This window comes from Streptomyces sp. PL-29 (genome assembly GCF_058344425.1).
On record NZ_CP136996.1, the window covers coordinates 4717093 to 4734242 of the forward strand.

The following is a 17150-nucleotide window of genomic DNA, read 5'->3' on the forward strand; positions in this document are numbered from 1 at the left end:
CGATTATGCACTTATCCATGCAGGTCCTCCGACAAACACGGCATACCCGCCGGGTCGGTCAGTCGCCCTCGCGCCGCTCCCGTGTCCGCAGCAGCCGCCGCAGCGAGTAGAGCCGTGCAGGATCCGCGTGGCCCTCCTCCACCCACGTGTCGAGCGCGCAATCCTGCTCGTCGTGGCTGCACGCGCGCGGGCACTCCTCCGTACCCGGCACCAGGTCCGGGAAGGCGAGGATCACCCGGGACGGGTCCACGTGGTGCAGGCCGAAGGAGCGCACGCCCGGGGTGTCGATGACCCAGCCGTCGCCCGAGGGCAGCGGGAGCGCCAGCGCGGAGGTGGTCGTGTGCCGGCCCCGGCCGGTGACCGCGTTCACGTGCCCGGTGGCGCGCTGGCGGCCCTCGGCGACCAGCGCGTTCACCAGGGTGGTCTTTCCGACGCCGGAGTGCCCCACGAAGGCCGTGATCCGGCCGGTCAGACGCTCCCGGACCCGCTCGGCCGCGCTGCCGGAGGTCAGCTCCTCGCGGTTGGTGACCACGTAGTCCAGGCCGAACGTCGAGTAGATCTCCAGGATCTTGTCCGCCGAGATCAGGTCGGACTTGGTCAGCACCAACAGGGGCTCCAGGCCGGCGTCGTACGCCGCCACCAGGCAACGGTCGATCATCCGGGGCCGCGGCTCCGGATCGGCCAGGGCCGTGACGATCGCCAGCTGGTCGGCGTTGGCGACCACCACCCGCTCGTAGGGGTCGTCGTCGTCCGCGGTGCGCCGCAGGACGGACTTGCGCTCCTCGATCCGCACGATGCGGGCCAGGGTGTCCTTCCTGCCGGACAGGTCACCGACGATCCACACCCGGTCGCCCACGACCGCGGCCTTGCGGCCCAGCTCCCGGGACTTCATCGCGGTGATCGTGCGCCCGTCGACCAGGCAGGTCAGCCGGCCGCGGTCGACGGTCAGGACGAAGCCTTCGGAGGCGTCCTCGTGCTTGGGCCGGATGTTCGTCCGGGGCCGGTTGCCCTTGGGGTTCGGGCGCTGGCGGATGTCGTCCTCGTCGGTGTGCTTGCCGTACCTGCGCATGACGTGCCCTACGCTCCCGCACCCGCTCCGGGTCCCGAGTCCCCGGCCAGCATGTCCGTCCACATCGCCGGGAAGTCCGGCAGGGTCTTGGCGGTCGTGGCCACGTTCTCGATCCGCACGCCCTCCACGGCCAGGCCGATCACCGCGCCCGCGGTCGCCATCCGGTGGTCCTCGTACGTGTGGAACACCCCGCCGTGCATCCGGCGCGGCCGGATGCGCAGGCCGTCCTCGGTCTCGGTGACGTCGCCGCCGAGCGCGTTGATCTCCTTGGTCAGTGCGGCCAGCCGGTCCGTCTCGTGCAGCCGCAGGTGGGCGACGCCGCGCAGCACCGACTCGGAATCGGCCAGGGACGCCACCGCGGCGATGCCCGGGGTGAGCTCGCCGACCTCGCTCAGGTCCACGTCGATGCCGTGGATCTTGCCCGTGCCGGTGAAGACCAGGCCGGCGTCGGTCAGTTCGCAGGACCCGCCCATCTCCGTGAAGATCCGGCGCAGCGCGTCACCCGGCTGCGTGGTGCGGCGCGGCCAGTCGGGAACGGTCACCGTGCCGCCCGTGATCAGGGCCGCGGCCAGGAAGGGCTGTGCGTTGGACAGGTCCGGCTCCACGACCATGTCGCGGCCCAGCAGGGCGCCGGGGGAGACCCGCCACACGTCCTTCTCGCCGCCGGCCTCAGGGGTGTCCACCTGGGCGCCCGCTGCGCGCAGCATCTCCACGGTCATCCGGATGTGCGGCATCGAGGGCAGGTTTCCGCCCACGTGCCGGACCTCGACGCCCTGGTTGAACCGCGGCGCGGACAGCAGCAGGGCGGAGACGAACTGGGAGGAGTTGCTGGCGTCGATCTCGACGGTGCCGCCCTCCAGCGCCCCGCCGCCCTGGACGGTCATGGGCAGCGCGCCGCGGCCGTCGTCGTCGATCCGGGCGCCGAGCGTGCGCAGGGCGGCGATGACCTGGCCGAGGGGCCGTTCGTAGGAGCGCGGGTCGCCGTCGAAGCGGATGTCGCCGTCGGCGAGGGTGGCGACGGGAGGCAGGAAGCGCATGACCGTTCCGGCGTTGCCGACGTCCACCGTCGTCGGGCCGTGCAGGGCCGCCGGGATGACCCGCCAGGCCTCGCCGCTCGCGTCGGCGCCGGCGGAGCTGGAGGAGACGGTCTCCTCGATGCCCACGCCCATCGCGCGCAGCGCGTCCGACATCAGCTGGGAGTCGCGCGAGCGCAGCGGGCGGCGCACCCAGCCCGGCTCGGACGCGAGCGCGGCGAGCACGAGGGCGCGGTTGGTGACCGATTTGGACCCCGGCACCGTGACGGTGGCGTGGACGGTCCCATCGGCGAGCGGAGCGGGCCAGAGGGCAGGGGCGGGGGTCTCGGTCATGGCCCCCACTTTAGTGGCTTCCTCCGGGCCCGGATCTTGATCGCCTTCCGGTCTCAGAGGGTGGTCACAGGCCGAGCAGCCAGCGGCCGCCGCCGAGCAGCGAGCACAGCGCGACGACGTGGAAGAAGAGAAGCCACACCACCGGGTGTACGTGGGTGAGGCGCCCCAGCTGGTCGGCGTCGGAATCGGGTGCCCCGCCGCCCCGCCGCTTGGCGCCCAGTTCGAAGACCGGCCGGACCCCGCCCAGCAGCAGGAACCACACGACGAGGTAGGCGAAGCCGGCCTGCACCTCGGCCGGGGCCAGCCAGGACACCAGCAGGAAGGTTCCGCCGGTCAGCACCACCGTCAGTGCCCCGTACGCGTTGCGGATCATCATGAGCATGGCCGCCAGCAGGGCCGTGGCCGCCCACAGCAGCAGGGTGATCCGGTGCGCCGAGAGCAGCGCCGCTCCGCCGAGGCCGAGCAGCGAGGGCGCGGTGTAGCCGCCGGCAGCGGTCAGGATCATCCCCAGGCCCGTCGGCTTGCCCCGGCTGACGGTGACCCCGCTGGTGTCGGAGTGCAGGCGTATTCCGCTCAGCCGCCGCCCGGTGAGCAGTGCCAGCAGGCCGTGCCCGCCCTCGTGGGCGATGGTGATGGCGTTGCGCGACAGCCGCCACAGCGGGCGGGGCCCCACTGCGGCCAGTGCTACCACGCCGGTCGCGATCACCAGCCATTGCTCGGGTGCGGTCTGTACGCCCGTGAGCCGGTCCCACAGGCCGGCCGTCGTGCTGCTGTCCATAGGATGGCGGACTCCTTGCGGTGGTGTGCGGTGGACATGGCAGTGTGGCAGCCATGTGCGGACGGTATGCAGCGAGTCGTGGACCGCAGGACCTCGTGGAGGCCTTCGGCATCGAGAAGTGGGAGCCGGAGGAGTCCCTGGCCCCCGACTTCAACGTGGCGCCGACGAAGGAGGTCCACGTCGTCCTCGACCGTCCTCTGAAGGACGCTTCGCACCCGCGTCCGGTTCGCCAGCTGCGCGTCCTGAAATGGGGACTCGTGCCCTCCTGGGCCAAGAACCCCGACGGCGCCGCCCGGATGATCAACGCCCGGTCGGAGACCCTGCACGAGAAGCCGTCCTTCCGGCGCGCGTTCGCGCAGCGCCGCTGCATCATCCCCGCCGACGGGTACTACGAGTGGGTCACCGCCCACGACGAGCGGCAGCTGGAGGTGGAGGGCCGGCGGAAACGGGCCCGCAAGCAGCCCTACTTCGTGCTCCCCTCCGACGGCTCCCTGTTCGCCATGGCCGGCATATACGAGTTCTGGCGCGACCGGACCCTGCCCGACGAACACCCCCTCGCCTGGTGGGTGACCTGCTCGGTGATCACCACCGAGGCCGAGACCGGACCGCTGGGCGTCGCCCCCGTCGAGGGGCCGCGCTCGCTGTCCGAGATCCACCCGCGGATGCCGCTGATGCTCACCCCCGACCGCTGGGACGCCTGGCTCGACCCTGCGAACACCGACACCGAGGGCTCCCTGCGGGAGCTGCTCGCGCCGCCGCCCGGCGGGCTGATGCGCGCCTACCCGGTGTCCACCGCCGTGAGCAGCGTGCGCAACAACGGGCCGGAACTGCTGGCGGAGCTGGCCGCACCGGAGGAGGGCACTCTCTTCTAGGGCCCGCCCGACCGGAGGCGGGCGGGTGCCCGACCGGCCGGGACGGCACGATGGGGACATGACCACGCGTACCGAGAGTGTCGACACCCCGGCGGGTGAGGCCCGCATCACCTGGCACACCGCCCCCGGGGCCCGGCTCGTCCTCGCCGTGAGCCACGGCGCCGGCGGCGGCATCGAGGCCCGGGACCTCCAGGCGCTGGCCGCCGCCCTGCCCGCCCGCGGGATCACGGTGGCCCTCGTCGAGCAGCCCTGGCGGGTCGCCGGGAAGAAGGTCGCCGCAGCCCCCAAGGTGCTGGACGAGGGCTGGCGCGGGCTGTGGCCGGTCCTTACGCGGCCCGGAGCGGCGGTGGTCGCGGGCGGGCGCAGCGCCGGGGCCCGCGTGGCCTGCCGCACGGCCGATGAACTGGGCGCCGCCGGCGTGCTGGCCCTGGCGTTCCCGCTGCACCCGCCGGGCCGGCCCGAGAAGTCCCGCGTTGGGGAGCTCACCGGGGCGGGTCGGCCCGTCCTCGTGGTGCAGGGCACCCGGGACCCCTTCGGCCGCCCCGAGGAGTTCCCGACGCCCGGCGGGATGCACCCGTACGAGCTCGTGGAGGTGGCCCACGGCGATCACGGCTTCGCGGTGCCGAAGAAGGCCTCCACCACCCAGGAGGAGGCCCTGCGGACGATCACCGACGCGGTCGGGGAGTGGCTGGAGCGGCTCCCCGGGTGACCTGGGCCACGGCCCTGGTCCCGGCCCGGGGAAGGGCCTGAAGAGCCGTGGCGCACCGGGGAATGCGCGGCCCCGCTTCTCTGTTGTGCCGGATGTCGGTACATACGGAACGTCGGAGGAGAGGGAGCGCATGACCCAGGTCATCAGCCAGAACCGTCCGCAGGCCGCTGACCTGGACTGGACGGTGCTGCCCGCCCCCAAGCGCGGCCCGCTCCGGGCGGCGGGGGCCCGGGAAGGTCGACTATTCTCCGATTCGAGCGGATCCGCCTTCGGAGCCGCCACGCAGTCGGAGGAGGTGGGTCCTGTCGCTGGGACCGACGAAGGCCACGCGGAGGAGACGACCCCGGAGCGCAACGCGCGCTTCGAACGGGACGCCCTCGGCTACCTCGACCAGATGTACTCGGCCGCGCTGCGCATGACGCGCAACCCGGCCGACGCCGAGGACCTGGTCCAGGAGACGTACGCGAAGGCATACGCGTCCTTCCACCAGTTCCGCGAGGGCACCAACCTGAAGGCCTGGCTGTACCGCATCCTGACCAACACGTTCATCAACTCCTACCGCAAGAAGCAGCGCGAGCCCCAGCGCAGTGCCGCGGAGGAGATCGAGGACTGGCAGCTGGCGCGCGCCGAGTCGCACATGTCGACCGGACTGCGCTCGGCCGAGTCGCAGGCGTTGGACCACCTGCCCGACTCGGACGTGAAGGAAGCGCTGCAGGCCATTCCGGAAGAGTTCCGCATCGCGGTCTATCTTGCCGACGTAGAGGGCTTTGCGTACAAGGAGATCGCGGACATCATGGGTACACCCATCGGAACGGTCATGTCGCGACTGCACCGTGGCCGCCGTCAACTCCGCGGAATGCTGGAGGACTACGCCCGCGAGCGCGGGCTGGTTCCCGCGGGCGCGGGCGAGGCGAACGACCGGAAAGGCTCGGGGTCATGAGTTGCGGAGAGCCGCACGAGACGGAGTGCTCTGAGGTCCTGGACCACCTGTACGAGTTCCTCGACCGTGAGATGCCCGACAGTGATTGCACGAAGTTCGAGACCCACTTCGGCGAGTGCAATCCCTGTCTGGAGAAGTACGGCCTGGAGCAGGCCGTGAAGAAGCTGGTCAAGCGCTGTTGCGGGTCGGACGACGTGCCGACCGACCTGCGCTCGAAGGTGATGGGCCGGATCGAGCTGATCCGATCGGGGCAGGCGGTGCCCGACCACGACGTGACCGCCGACAACCCCGCCTCCGGCTGACCGCTCCGCCGGCGGTGAACTGCTGAACAAACGCCCCCGCAAGATCAGTGCATTCACCCGAATGCGCTAATCCGGGGGCGTCCGCATGGCGCAATGCGAAATTGTGGCCCGCCCCGCTCGGGGCCCCACCTATTCTCCCCAATCGGTACCGCTTCGATGCGGCACCCGGCGTGCACGGCCCAGGGGAGGAGAACGCCATGCGGGATCTTCCGGCGGCCGCGCGCGGATTGGTCATCTGCGCCGTCCTGGCGGCACTCGCCTGCACCGTTCCGGCCCTGACGGATTCCGCCCCGTGGCCGGCCGCGGCCCTCCTCGCCACGCTCTGCCTGGGCTGCGAACTCGTCAGGCTCTGCCCGCTGCCGGGCGGGCGGGTGCCCGAGGCCATCGGCTCCTTCCTGCCCGGGGTGCTCGCCGCCGTCTTCCTGCTGCCACCCGCCGTCGCCGCGCTCGTGGCACTGCCCGGAGGCCTCGCCGCAACCGTCGTCCAGCGGCCCGTCGCGGTGCGCCGGGTGTGGCACGGAGCCCAGCAGTCCATCGGTGCGTGGGCGGCGGGTCAGGTGTTCGGTCTGCTCGGCGGCCCGGCCGCCCTCGGCGCAGCGCCCTCCGCCGCGTCCGGGCAGCCCGGGTGGCCGGCCGACCTGCCCTCTGCGCTGCTCCCGGCGACGGCGTCCGCCACCGCCCTCTGCCTGGTGGTCACCGTGCTCGACGGGGCCATCCTGGCCGCCGCCGAGCGCAGGCCCCCCGCCGCCACCTCCCTGCACGGCCTGGTCGCCGGTTCCCTCGCCCCGTACGGCGTGCACGGCCTGGCCGGACTGATGATGGCCGTCATGTGGCGCAGCCCGTACGGGGTCCCGGCCGCGCTGCTCGTCCTGCTGCCGATGTACGTGTCCTGCTGGGTGTCCGCCCAGTACCACCGCGAGCGCTCCGCCCACCAGGCCACCATCCGCGCCCTGGTCCGGGCCGTCGACATCAAGGACCGCTACACGCGCGGCCACAGCGAACGGGTCGGCCAGGCCGCCACGATGATCGCCCGCGAGCTGGGGATGGTCGGGGACCGGCTGGAAATGGTGCGCATCGCCGGCATCCTGCACGACGTCGGCAAGCTCGGCGTTCCGACCCGGCTGCTGCGCAAGGACGGGCCGCTCACCCCGCAGGAACGCCGGATCATCGAACTGCACCCCGAGTACGGGCACGAGATGGTGCGCGGCATCGGCTTCCTGGGGGAGGCCAGGTCCGCGATCCTGCACCACCACGAACGCGTCGACGGCACCGGCTACCCCTATGGGCTGACCGGTGAACAGATCCCGGAGCTCGCCCGGGTGGTGGCCGTGGCCGATGCCTTCGACGCCATGACCTCCACCCGCTCGTACAGCCGGGCCCGGCCGGTGCCCACCGCCCTCGCCGAGCTGGAGCGGTGTGCGGGGGCCCAGTTCGACCCGGCGATGGTGCGGGCCCTCACGGCGGCGATCGGCCGGCACGGCTGGCATCCGGTGGTCACCTCGGACGACGACCTCCAGGTGATCGGTTCGTCGGCGACCGGGTCCTCGGCCGGGGCTTCCGCGGCGGCCGCGACGGCCGCGGCCGCGGAGCCTTCCGCGCCACGCGGCCGTGGCTCCCCGCCGGATCCCTTCTCTGCTCCCGGTTCCGGTTCCGGTTCCGCTTCGGGTGTCCCGGGGGGCCGCCGGGCCGGCACGGGGAAGAACGCAGCCGAGGACCCCTCGCCGCCCGCCCGGGGCGCGCGGTGAGCGCGACCGCCGCCCGGGCCGTGCGCGGCGCGGCCGGGGCGCTCGCCGTGGCCGCCCTCGCCCACACCCTGTGGAACGGCCTGGCGGAGCCCGGGGCCGCCCTGGCCTTCGGCATCCTGGTCGCCTTCGGTGAACTCGCCCGCAGGGACCGGCCCGGCGCCCCCGGCTACCGGGGCGCGCCGCTCGGCTCCGCCGGGGCGCTCGCCTACGCACTGCTCGGCCAGAACTCCGGCGGGCCGACCCGCCACGGCGTACTGGAGACCGTCGCCGTCGTGGCCGCAGCCGTCCTCGCCGGGACCGTCCCGCACATCGCCCGCGGCTGCGGGCCCGCCGCGGACCAACTGGCCCGCCGGGTGCTCACCGTCGCCTTCGCGGCCGCCTGCTTCCGCCCGCTCCACACCTCGGGCCGGCTGACCGAACTGGCCGGCGAGGGCCCGTACCTCGTGCCCTTCCTGCTGCTCCTGTTGGGCCTGGCCGCCCTGTGCGACGCCGTGATCGCCGCAGCACTCGCCGGGGCCCGCACGGAACGACCGTACGGGCCCCGGCTGCGCGAGGCGCTCCGCGCCCAGCTCGGCATCGGCTCGGCGGTCTGCGCCACCGGCGCCGTCATCGCGCTCGGGGTGGCCGTCGCGGGCCTGTGGGCCGTGCCCGTCTTCAGCGTGCCGCTCCTGGTGACCCAGCTGTCCTTCCACCGGATCACCGCGATCCGCACCACCTACCGCCAGACCATCACCTCCCTGGCCCGGGCCACCGAGATCGCCGGATACACCCCGCCGGGCCACTCCCGCCGGGTGGCGGCCCTCAGCTGTGCCGTGGGCCGGGAGCTGGGCCTGTCGGAGCGGGAGCTCACGGTGTTGGAGTACGCCGCCCTGATGCACGACATCGGCCAGCTCTCCCTGGTCGATCCGGTGCCGGCCGGGGCCACGGCCGGACTGCCCGGCGCCGAGGCCCGCAGGATCGCCGGGCTGGGCGCGGAGGTGGCCCGGCAGACCGGGGTCCCGGACGAGGTCGCCGTGGTGGTGGAGCGGCAGGCGGACCCGTACCGCGAGCAGCCCCCGCTCGCCCGGATCGTGCGCGCGGCCAACGCCTACGACGACCTCGTCGGCGCGAACCGTCACCCGGGCGGCGCACTGGCCGCCCTGGAGCAGCTCCGGCTGGGCACCGGCCACGATTACCAGCCGGAGGTCGTGGAATGCCTGGCGAGGGTTCTGGCCAGGGGCGGACGTGGCAGAGTGGTCCCCATCCCACCGGGGTAACCCATGGGTAATGAGCGGCCGTCCGAGTGGGCATGGTTGGATGCCAGTAAGAGTGTCCGCAAGGCTGCACCGTAGTCCCCCAGCCACCGCTGGGAGGTGCCCCCAGGCAGGCGGGAATCGTGAGGATCTTCGGGAAGGTACGGCATCGGCCCTCCGCCTCGTGGCGGCAGGCCACCGACCGCGCGTTCACGCTGATCGGCGACGGCCGGTACGAGGACGCCGGCGCGCTGCTGACCAGAGCCGCGGACCTGGAGCCCTGGCTCTCCGAGTCCTGGTTCAACCTGGCTCTGCTGCACAAGTTCCGGCACGACTGGGAGCAGGCGCGGGCCGCAGGGCTGCGTGCCGTGGCCCTGCTGGACCGTGAGACCGGAGCCCCGGACTGGTGGAACGTCGGCATCGCCGCGACCGCGCTCCAGGACTGGCCGCTGGCCCGGCGGGCCTGGCAGGCGTACGGCCTGAAGGTGCCCGGCGACCCGCACGGCGGCGGCAGCGGCGAACCGGTCGGCATGGAGCTCGGCAGCGCCGCCGTGCGGCTCTCGCCGGAGGGCGAGGCCGAGGTGGTCTGGGGCCGCAGGCTGGATCCGGCCCGGCTGGAGGTCCTGTCGATCCCGCTGCCCTCCTCGGGGCGGCGCTGGGGCGAGGTCGTGCTCCACGACGGGGTCCCGCACGGTGAGCGGGTGACCGCGGCGGGACCTTCGTACCCGGTGTTCGACGAGATCGAGCTGTGGGCGCCGTCGCCGGTGCCGACCTGGGTGGTGCTGCTGGAGGCGGCCACCGAGGCGGACCGCGACGCGCTGGAGCAGCTGGCCTCGGACGCGGGCTTCGCCGCGGAGGACTGGTCCTCGTCGGTGCGGCTGCTGTGCCGGACCTGCTCGGAGAGCGAGATGCCGAGCGACGAGGGCGACGGCGAGCACCTGGATCCGCACGACCACAGCGAACCGGGACACCCCGGCCCGCTGGGGCACCGCACGGCCGGCTCCGGTTCCTTGTGGATGCCCGAGCGCGAGTGCGGTATCGCGGCACCTGCCGGACTCGTGCGTGGACTCCTCGACGGATGGGTGGCGGACAGCCCCGACAGCCGCGAGTGGCGGGATCTCGAAGAAGTCTGCTGATCCGGGGCCGTAGGCTGTACGGGCACATCGGTGGCCACAGGCGACCACCGGTGACCGGGACTTACGGAAGGCGTACGGCGGACATGGCGCAGCAGGAGAACCAGGTTGTCGATGGTGGCGAGGTCGTGAACGACGGGTACGTCGTGGACACCGAGGACTGTGAGGCGCGCGAGCTGGCCCACCGGGAGCGCGGCACCGCCCGCCCGATCACGGTCGTCGGCAACCCGGTTCTGCACCGCGAGTGCAAGGACGTCACCGAGTTCGGCGACGAGCTGGCCAAGCTGATCGACGACATGTTCGCCAGTCAGAAGGCGGCCGAGGGCGTGGGCCTGGCCGCGAACCAGATCGGCGTGGACGCCAAGGTCTTCGTCTACGACTGCCCGGACGACGAGGGTGTGCGGCACACCGGTGTCGTGGTCAACCCGAAGCTTGTGGAGCTCCCCGCCGGCTCGCGGGTGCTGGACGACTCGAACGAGGGCTGCCTGTCCGTCCCGACGGCGTACGCCTCGCTGGCCCGCCCCGACTACGCCGAGGTCGAGGGCCAGGACGCCCAGGGCAACCCGATCAGGGTCCGCGGCACCGGCTACTTCGCCCGCTGCCTGCAGCACGAGACCGACCACCTGTACGGCTACCTGTACATCGACCGGCTCTCGAAGCGGGACCGCAAGGACGCCCTGCGCCAGATGGCGGAGGGCACCCCGCGCTACGAGACCGTCCCCAACGCCTAGCCGGCGCGGTACTAGGCCGCCTGCGGGCCCCGGAAGGTACGCCTGAAGGCGTTCGGCGTGGTGCCCAGGGTCCGCAGGAAGTGGTGGCGCAGGGCCGCCGCGTTGCCGAAGCCGCAGCGGCCGGCGATCGAGTCGACCGTGTCGCCGGTGGACTCCAGCAGCTCCTGCGCCAGCAGGACCCGCTGGCGCAGCACCCACTGGTAGGGCGTGGTGCCGGTCTCCTGGAGGAAGCGGCGGGCGAAGGTCCGCGGGGACATGTGCGCGCGTTCCGCCAGCTGCTCGACGGTGATCTCCTCCTCCAGGTGGCGGCCCATCCACTCGATCACCTCGCCCACCGTGTCGCAGGCCGTGCGCGGCAGCGGCCGCTGGATGTACTGCGCCTGTCCGCCGTCCCGGTGGGGCGGTACGACCATCCGCCGTGCGATGACGTTGGCCACCTCGGCCCCGTGCTCCTGGCGGATCACGTGCAGGCAGGCGTCGATGCCCGAGGCGGTGCCGGCGGCGGTGATCACCGACCCCTCGTCCACGTAGAGCACGTCCGGGTCGACGACCGCCCGGGGGAAGCGGCGGGCCAGGGCCGCGGAGTGCATCCAGTGGGTGGTGCACCGGCGGCCGTCCAGCAGCCCGGCCGCACCGGCGATGTACGCCCCACTGCATACGCTCAGCACGCGCGCGCCGCGGTCCACCGCGCGGCGCAGGGCCGCGAGCAGCGGCTCGGGGTAGATGCGCCGGTCGGCGTCCTTGGCGGCGGGCAGGCAGATCAGGTCGGCCTCCTCCAGTCGCTCCGGCCCGTGGGCGGGGGTGATCGCGAAGGCGCCCCCTCCCACGGTCAACGGCCCCTCCTCCACCGCGCACACGGCGAAGTCGTACACCGGAAGCCCCATGTCACTGCGATCGATTCCGAACACCTCGCAGAAGATCCCCAGCTCGAAGGGGGCGACTCCGTCGACGAGGGCCACGGCCACGTTGGTCAGCATGACCACAGTGTGGCAGTAATTCGGCCTTTCATGACAGTCCTGCCACTGTCGATCAAGGGCGACCGGGCGGACAGTGGAGGTATGACAACTTTCGTGAACTTCCTCGTCGTCCTCGCCCTCGCCACTCTGCTGATCGGGCCCGCCCTGTACCTGAACCATCGCGACCGGCGCACGGATCGGCAGCTGCGGGCCGCCGCGACCCGGCTGGTGTGGCTGCCCCGCCAGCGGTCGGGCGGGCTGCCGCCCAACCCGCGCCGTTCCGGCGGCTGGCACCTGGGCCCGGTGATCCACTGACCGGGGAACGCGAGAAGCCGGGACACGGATCCTCCGCATCCCGGCTCCCCGGCGGTCCCGGGGCCCTGGAGTCCCAGCAGCCCCACGAGCCCTGTGGGCATCGAACTCCCGGACCCTAGAAGTCCTCGTCCAGGTCCACCGTGCCCTCGACCGCGACCTGGTAGGCCGACGGGCGGCGCTCGAAGAAGTTCGTCAGCTCCTGGACGCCCTGCAGCTCCATGAAGGAGAACGGGTTCTGCGAGCCGTACACCGGCGGGAAGCCGAGCCGGACCAGGCGCTGGTCCGCGACGCACTCCAGGTACTCGCGCATCGACTCGGTGTTCATGCCCGGCAGGCCGTCGCCGCACAGGTCGCGGCCGAACTGCAGCTCCGCCTCCACGGCCTCCTTCAGCATGTCGGTGACCTGCTGCTGGAGCGCGTCGTCGAAGAGCTCGGGCTCCTCCTTGCGGACCGTGTCCACGACCTCGAAGGCGAAGTTCATGTGCATGGTCTCGTCACGGAACACCCAGTTGGTGCCGGTGGCCAGGCCGTGCAGCAGGCCGCGCGAGCGGAACCAGTACACGTACGCGAAGGCGCCGTAGAAGAACAGGCCCTCGATGCACGCCGCGAAGCAGATCAGGTTCAGCAGGAAGCGGCGGCGATCGGCCTGCGTCTCCAGCCGGTCGATCTTCTCGACCGAGTCCATCCACCGGAAGCAGAACTGCGCCTTCTCACGGATGGACGGGATGTTCTCCACCGCGTCGAAGGCCGCCGCGCGGTCCTCCGGGTCGGGCAGGTAGGTGTCGAGCAGCGTCAGATAGAACTGGACGTGCACGGCCTCCTCGAACAGCTGGCGCGACAGGTACAGGCGCGCCTCCGGGGAGTTGATGTGCTTGTACAGCGTCAGCACGAGGTTGTTCGCGACGATCGAGTCGCCCGTCGCGAAGAACGCGACCAGACGGCCGATCATGTGCTGCTCGGCGGGCGTCAGCTTGGCGAGGTCCGCCACGTCCGAGTGGAGGTCGACCTCCTCCACCGTCCAGGTGTTCTTGATCGCGTCCCGGTAGCGCTCGTAGAAGTCCGGGTAGCGCATCGGGCGCAGCGTGAGCTCGAAGCCCGGGTCCAGGAGGTTCTTGTGGTCGGTGGAGCTCATTACTGGCAGGCCTCGCAGGACTCGGGGTTCTCAAGGGAGCAGGCCAGGGCGTCGGCGTCGACGGCCTGCGGGAGGGCCACCGGGGCGGCGGTGGCGGCCTGCGCGGCGCGGGCGATCTTCGTCGCCGGGCGCGAACGCAGGTAGTACGTGGTCTTCAGGCCCTGCTTCCAGGCGTACGCGTACATCGAGCTGAGCTTGCCGATGGTGGGCGTCTCCAGGAACAGGTTCAGCGACTGCGACTGGTCCAGGAACGGCGTACGGGCCGCCGCCATGTCGATCAGGCCGCGCTGCGGGATCTCCCACGCCGTGCGGTACAGCTCGCGCACCTCGGCCGGGATCCAGCTGAAGCCCTGGACCGAGCCGGAGGATTCGCGCAGCGCCTCGCGGGTCTGGGAGTCCCACACGCCGAGCTTCTTCAGTTCCTCCACCAGGTAGCCGTTCACCTGGAGGAACTCGCCCGACAGGGTCTCGCGCTTGAACAGGTTGGAGACCTGCGGCTCGATGCACTCGTACACGCCGGCGATCGAGGCGATCGTGGCCGTCGGGGCGATCGCCAGGAGCAGGGAGTTGCGCAGGCCCGTCGTGGCGACGCGGGCGCGCAGCGCGTGCCAGCGCTCCGGCCAGTTCAGCTCGACGTCGTAGTGGTCCGGGTGCAGGACGCCGCGGGCGGTGCGGGTCTGCTCCCAGGCCGGCAGCGGGCCGCTGCGCTCGGCGAGGTCACTGGAGGCCTCGTACGCGGCCAGCATGATGCGCTCGGAGAGCTTGGTCGACAGGGCCTTCGCCTCGGGGGAGTCGAAGGGCAGCTTCAGCTTGAAGAAGACGTCCTGGAGGCCCATCGCGCCCAGGCCCACCGGGCGCCAGCGGGCGTTGGAGCGGCCGGCCTGCTCGGTCGGGTAGAAGTTGATGTCCACCACGCGGTCGAGGAAGGTCACCGCGGTGCGGACGGTCTCGTCCAGGCGCTCCCAGTCGATCTCGCCCGTCTCCGGGAGCACGAAGGCGCCCAGGTTGACCGAGCCGAGGTTGCAGACGGCCGTCTCGCCGTCGTTGGTGACCTCGATGATCTCGGTGCAAAGGTTCGAGGAGTGCACGACCGTGCCCGGTTCGGCGGTCTGGTTCGCCGTGCGGTTGGAGGCGTCCTTGAAGGTCATCCAGCCCTGGCCGGTCTGCGCGAGGGTGCGCATCATCCGGCCGTACAGGTCGCGGGCGGGCATGGTCTTGCGGGCCAGGCCGTCGGCCTCGGCCTTGCGGTAGGCGGCGTCGAACTCGTCGCCCCACAGGTCGACCAGCTCGGGCACGTCGGCCGGGGAGAACAGCGACCACTCGGCGTCGGCGTTCACGCGGCGCATGAACTCGTCCGGAACCCAGTGCGCAAGGTTGAGGTTGTGGGTGCGGCGCTGGTCCTCACCGGTGTTGTCGCGGAGCTCCAGGAACTCCTCGATGTCCGCGTGCCAGGTCTCCAGGTAGACCGCGGCGGCACCCTTGCGGCGGCCGCCCTGGTTCACGGCGGCGACGGAGGCGTCGAGGGTCTTCAGGAACGGCACGATGCCGTTGGAGTGGCCGTTGGTGCCGCGGATCAGCGAACCGCGCGCGCGGATGCGGGAGTACGACAGGCCGATGCCGCCCGCGTGCTTCGACAGGCGCGCGACCTGGTGGTAGCGGTCGTAGATCGAGTCGAGCTCGTCCAGCGGGGAGTCCAGCAGGTAGCAGGAGGACATCTGCGGGTGCCGGGTACCGGAGTTGAAGAGCGTGGGGGAGGAGGGCAGGTAGTCGAGACGGCTCATCAGCCGGTACAGCGAGGCCACTTCCTCGACGGCCTGGACGCTCTCGTCCGCGGCGAGACCGCATGCCACGCGCAGCATGAAGTACTGCGGGGTCTCGATGACCTGACGGGTGATCGGGTGGCGCAGCAGGTAGCGGCTGTGCAGAGTGCGCAGGCCGAAGAAGCCGAAGCGGTCGTCGGCGCCCTCGGCGAGCGTGTGCTCGACCAGCGCGTCGAGGCGGCTCGCGTGCGTGCGCACGAACTCGGCGGTGCGGTCGGCGATGAGGCCCTCGCGGTGGCCGACCTCGACCGAGGCGGAGAAGGAGGTGGAGCCCTGGCTCGCGGCCTCCTCGCGCACGGCCAGCGTCAGCAGGCGGGCGGCGAGCCTGGAGTAGGCGGGGTCCTCGGAGATGAGGCCGGCCGCGGACTCGGTTGCCAGGGCGCGCAGTTCGGCCTCGTCGGCGGCGGAGCTGCGGCCGCGGAGCGCTGCGGCCGCGACGCGGCCGGGGTCGGTGTCGGGAAGGTCCGCCGTAAGTTCGGTGAGGGTACGCAGCAGCGTGGCCCCCGGGCCCTCGGTGTTGTCGCCAGAAACGGACTCGGCGCGCGGTGCGGAAGGCGCGATGGTCACGGCGGGAGCTCTCCCTCGCTCGGCCCGGTCGTCGGCGGGCGGGCGCGGGCGCATGCGGGCGTGGCAGGAGGGCACACCGCATGGCGTCCACCGGCCCAACCGCGAGGCCCGGACGTGTCGGCACCCGGGTCGGTCGATCCGGGCGCGCTGACGGCAGGTCATCGGACTTGGCGTCCGGATGTCGGACACTTCATACCGTTGCGGGACAGTTCCGGATTCCCACCGGATTCCCCTGCGGCGACAGCAGGCATGAGCATACATGTGGGGGCGCCCTTGTGTGGCACCCCCAACATGTAGTGTCGGCGTGGCTACAGCTTGAGTCGGTACGTAAGGAGTTTCAGGCCCTCGATGGGCGCCCAGTCCCGCTCCGGAGTGCGCTCGAAGCCCAGTCGTACGTAGATCCGGTGCGCCCCGGCCATGCTGTGCTGGGTGGAGAGCACGAGGCCCGTGACGCCCTCGATCGCCCGCGCCCGCTCGACGCAAGCCCGCACCAGGGCCTCGCCGACGCCCCGGCCGCGGGCCGCGTGGGCCACCGCGAGCATCCGGAACTCGGCCTCGTCGGGGCCGGCGATATCGGCGAGCGGGCTGCCGGGTGCGGCGAAGGTCACCCCGCCGAGCACCCGCCCGTCGTGCTCGGCGACGAGCACCTCGGCCCGGGCGGCCCGCCCGGCCACGTCGCGCAGCACGTGCAGGTACGGGTCGTCCTCGTTGAAGTCCAGGTGCCCGTCGGCGAGGTAGGCCTGCGCCGTGATCTCGCCCAGCGTCTCGTAGTCGGCGGGCACCGCCGTTCTGATCACCATGTCCATGCGGTCGAGTGTGCAGGACGCCTCCGGCGGGCGGCGCTATCGTCGGAGGCAGCACCGTCGAGGAAGGTGAGCGAGGCATGCCCGTGATGACCGACAGGCCCCACATGCTGACCGAGGACTTCGAGGCTGTCGCGCGCGCATAGCCGCCAGAGAGGTCGAAGGTCTGCGGCTGGAGTTCATCGACGGGGTCATCAGGAGCAAGGCAGTGCCGGACGGAGATCACGACCGCATCGTTCTGTGGCTCGCACGCATCTGCATGCAGCACCGGCCCGAGCTGTGGCTTCACGTGGAGCGGGGGTTGGCTGTGGGGGACTACCGCCCGGGTCGCGCCCGTCCCGATGCCGCTCTCGCGGTCGATGACGCGTTTGTCGGCCAGGGTGAGTGGGCCGACCCCGCTCCGGTCCTGATGGTCGTAGAGGTCACCTCGTACGACACCGACACGGACCGGCGTGATCGCGTCGAGAAGCCCCTCGCCTACGCCCAGACGGGCATCCCCGTATACCTGCTCATCGACCGGGAGGCGTGCGACGTGACCGTGTTCAGTGAACCGGACGGCCGCAGGTATGCGAACACCCGTACGGTGGAGTTCGGGAACGACGTTGAGCTCCCCGATCCGGTCAACGTCACCCTCCGGACCGAGGTCCTCAAGGACTGGGTGCGCTGAGGAACGCCGGAA

At 71.9% G+C, this 17150-nt stretch carries 16 protein-coding genes, 1 pseudogene and 1 riboswitch; of the genes and pseudogenes, 10 read left to right on the plus strand and 7 right to left on the minus strand.

Annotated elements, in window-relative coordinates:
• Positions 1–58: 58 nt before the first annotated feature.
• The 3 genes from rsgA to R4Z63_RS21915 form a co-directional block, all read right to left on the minus strand.
• Positions 59–1069, minus strand: coding sequence for a ribosome small subunit-dependent GTPase A (gene rsgA, locus R4Z63_RS21905; protein WP_384451981.1), 1011 nt, complete (start codon positions 1067–1069; stop codon positions 59–61).
• A gap of 8 nt (positions 1070–1077) precedes the next feature.
• Positions 1078–2436, minus strand: coding sequence for a 3-phosphoshikimate 1-carboxyvinyltransferase (gene aroA, locus R4Z63_RS21910; RefSeq protein ID WP_037919625.1), 1359 nt, complete (start codon positions 2434–2436; stop codon positions 1078–1080).
• Between the two features lie 64 nt (positions 2437–2500).
• A complete protein-coding gene (locus tag R4Z63_RS21915; protein ID WP_037919630.1) occupies positions 2501–3214 on the minus strand; it encodes a M50 family metallopeptidase in 714 nt (237 codons plus the stop codon).
• 53 nt (positions 3215–3267) lie between these two features.
• On the opposite strand from R4Z63_RS21915, the gene R4Z63_RS21920 reads away from it, so the two are divergent.
• From R4Z63_RS21920 to def, 8 genes are all read left to right on the plus strand, one after another.
• The gene (locus tag R4Z63_RS21920) at positions 3268–4086 is read left to right on the plus strand and encodes an SOS response-associated peptidase (protein ID WP_384451986.1); all 819 of its coding nucleotides are present in this window, start codon (positions 3268–3270) and stop codon (positions 4084–4086) included.
• 58 nt (positions 4087–4144) lie between these two features.
• On the plus strand, positions 4145–4795 hold the full coding sequence (locus tag R4Z63_RS21925) for an alpha/beta hydrolase family protein (protein WP_384451989.1): 651 nt from the start codon (positions 4145–4147) through the stop codon (positions 4793–4795).
• Positions 4796–5090: 295 nt separating this feature from the next.
• The gene (locus R4Z63_RS21930; RefSeq protein WP_030771483.1) at positions 5091–5735 is read left to right on the plus strand and encodes a sigma-70 family RNA polymerase sigma factor; all 645 of its coding nucleotides are present in this window, start codon (positions 5091–5093) and stop codon (positions 5733–5735) included.
• Entirely contained in the window at positions 5732–6037 is a 306-nt protein-coding gene (gene rsrA, locus R4Z63_RS21935; RefSeq protein ID WP_037919638.1) for a mycothiol system anti-sigma-R factor, read from the plus strand. Before R4Z63_RS21930 ends, rsrA begins: the two co-directional genes overlap by 4 nt.
• A 197-nt stretch (positions 6038–6234) precedes the next feature.
• On the plus strand, positions 6235–7782 hold the full coding sequence (locus R4Z63_RS21940) for an HD-GYP domain-containing protein (protein WP_384451992.1): 1548 nt from the start codon (positions 6235–6237) through the stop codon (positions 7780–7782).
• A complete protein-coding gene (locus tag R4Z63_RS21945; RefSeq protein ID WP_384451995.1) occupies positions 7779–9038 on the plus strand; it encodes an HD-GYP domain-containing protein in 1260 nt (419 codons plus the stop codon). The genes R4Z63_RS21940 and R4Z63_RS21945 overlap by 4 nt, the downstream gene beginning before the upstream one ends.
• 119 nt (positions 9039–9157) lie before the next feature.
• On the plus strand, positions 9158–10150 hold the full coding sequence (locus R4Z63_RS21950; protein WP_037919647.1) for a tetratricopeptide repeat protein: 993 nt from the start codon (positions 9158–9160) through the stop codon (positions 10148–10150).
• A gap of 83 nt (positions 10151–10233) precedes the next feature.
• Positions 10234–10878: a peptide deformylase gene (gene def, locus R4Z63_RS21955; RefSeq protein WP_384451998.1), complete on the plus strand. Its 645-nt coding sequence runs from the start codon at positions 10234–10236 to the stop codon at positions 10876–10878.
• Positions 10879–10889: 11 nt separating this feature from the next.
• Here def and R4Z63_RS21960 read toward each other — a convergent pair whose 3' ends face one another.
• Positions 10890–11855, minus strand: coding sequence for a helix-turn-helix domain-containing protein (locus tag R4Z63_RS21960; protein ID WP_037920021.1), 966 nt, complete (start codon positions 11853–11855; stop codon positions 10890–10892).
• 81 nt (positions 11856–11936) lie between these two features.
• Here R4Z63_RS21960 and R4Z63_RS21965 point away from each other — a divergent pair, with 81 nt between their 5' ends.
• The gene (locus R4Z63_RS21965; RefSeq protein ID WP_157840202.1) at positions 11937–12149 is read left to right on the plus strand and encodes a hypothetical protein; all 213 of its coding nucleotides are present in this window, start codon (positions 11937–11939) and stop codon (positions 12147–12149) included.
• 115 nt (positions 12150–12264) lie between these two features.
• Here R4Z63_RS21965 and R4Z63_RS21970 read toward each other — a convergent pair whose 3' ends face one another.
• The 3 genes from R4Z63_RS21970 to R4Z63_RS21980 all read right to left on the minus strand — a co-directional run bounded on the left by R4Z63_RS21970 (position 12265) and on the right by R4Z63_RS21980 (position 16474).
• Entirely contained in the window at positions 12265–13281 is a 1017-nt protein-coding gene (locus R4Z63_RS21970; RefSeq protein WP_037919654.1) for a ribonucleotide-diphosphate reductase subunit beta, read from the minus strand.
• Entirely contained in the window at positions 13281–15668 is a 2388-nt protein-coding gene (locus R4Z63_RS21975) for a ribonucleoside-diphosphate reductase subunit alpha (protein ID WP_384452003.1), read from the minus strand. The genes R4Z63_RS21970 and R4Z63_RS21975 overlap by 1 nt, the downstream gene beginning before the upstream one ends.
• 135 nt (positions 15669–15803) lie before the next feature.
• A riboswitch (cobalamin riboswitch) is annotated at positions 15804–15925 on the minus strand.
• Between the two features lie 51 nt (positions 15926–15976).
• Complete coding sequence (locus tag R4Z63_RS21980; RefSeq protein ID WP_037919656.1) at positions 15977–16474, minus strand: GNAT family N-acetyltransferase; 498 nt, start codon at positions 16472–16474, stop codon at positions 15977–15979.
• A 77-nt stretch (positions 16475–16551) separates the two neighbouring features.
• Between R4Z63_RS21980 and R4Z63_RS21985 the strand changes: the two are divergent.
• Positions 16552–17138 (plus strand): annotated as a pseudogene (locus R4Z63_RS21985) (Uma2 family endonuclease).
• The last annotated feature ends 12 nt before the right edge of the window (positions 17139–17150 follow it).

What these genes read in the sequence shown, in the direction of transcription:
- rsgA (WP_384451981.1), bottom strand. Translation starts at nt 1,069, where the DNA reads ATGCGCAGGTACGGCAAGCACACCGACGAGGACGACATCCGCCAGCGC.
- aroA (WP_037919625.1), bottom strand. Translation starts at nt 2,436, where the DNA reads ATGACCGAGACCCCCGCCCCTGCCCTCTGGCCCGCTCCGCTCGCCGAT.
- R4Z63_RS21915 (WP_037919630.1), bottom strand. Translation starts at nt 3,214, where the DNA reads ATGGACAGCAGCACGACGGCCGGCCTGTGGGACCGGCTCACGGGCGTA.
- R4Z63_RS21920 (WP_384451986.1), top strand. Translation starts at nt 3,268, where the DNA reads ATGTGCGGACGGTATGCAGCGAGTCGTGGACCGCAGGACCTCGTGGAG.
- R4Z63_RS21925 (WP_384451989.1), top strand. Translation starts at nt 4,145, where the DNA reads ATGACCACGCGTACCGAGAGTGTCGACACCCCGGCGGGTGAGGCCCGC.
- rsrA (WP_037919638.1), top strand. Translation starts at nt 5,732, where the DNA reads ATGAGTTGCGGAGAGCCGCACGAGACGGAGTGCTCTGAGGTCCTGGAC.
- R4Z63_RS21940 (WP_384451992.1), top strand. Translation starts at nt 6,235, where the DNA reads ATGCGGGATCTTCCGGCGGCCGCGCGCGGATTGGTCATCTGCGCCGTC.
- def (WP_384451998.1), top strand. Translation starts at nt 10,234, where the DNA reads ATGGCGCAGCAGGAGAACCAGGTTGTCGATGGTGGCGAGGTCGTGAAC.
- R4Z63_RS21960 (WP_037920021.1), bottom strand. Translation starts at nt 11,855, where the DNA reads ATGCTGACCAACGTGGCCGTGGCCCTCGTCGACGGAGTCGCCCCCTTC.
- R4Z63_RS21965 (WP_157840202.1), top strand. Translation starts at nt 11,937, where the DNA reads ATGACAACTTTCGTGAACTTCCTCGTCGTCCTCGCCCTCGCCACTCTG.
- R4Z63_RS21970 (WP_037919654.1), bottom strand. Translation starts at nt 13,281, where the DNA reads ATGAGCTCCACCGACCACAAGAACCTCCTGGACCCGGGCTTCGAGCTC.
- R4Z63_RS21980 (WP_037919656.1), bottom strand. Translation starts at nt 16,474, where the DNA reads ATGGACATGGTGATCAGAACGGCGGTGCCCGCCGACTACGAGACGCTG.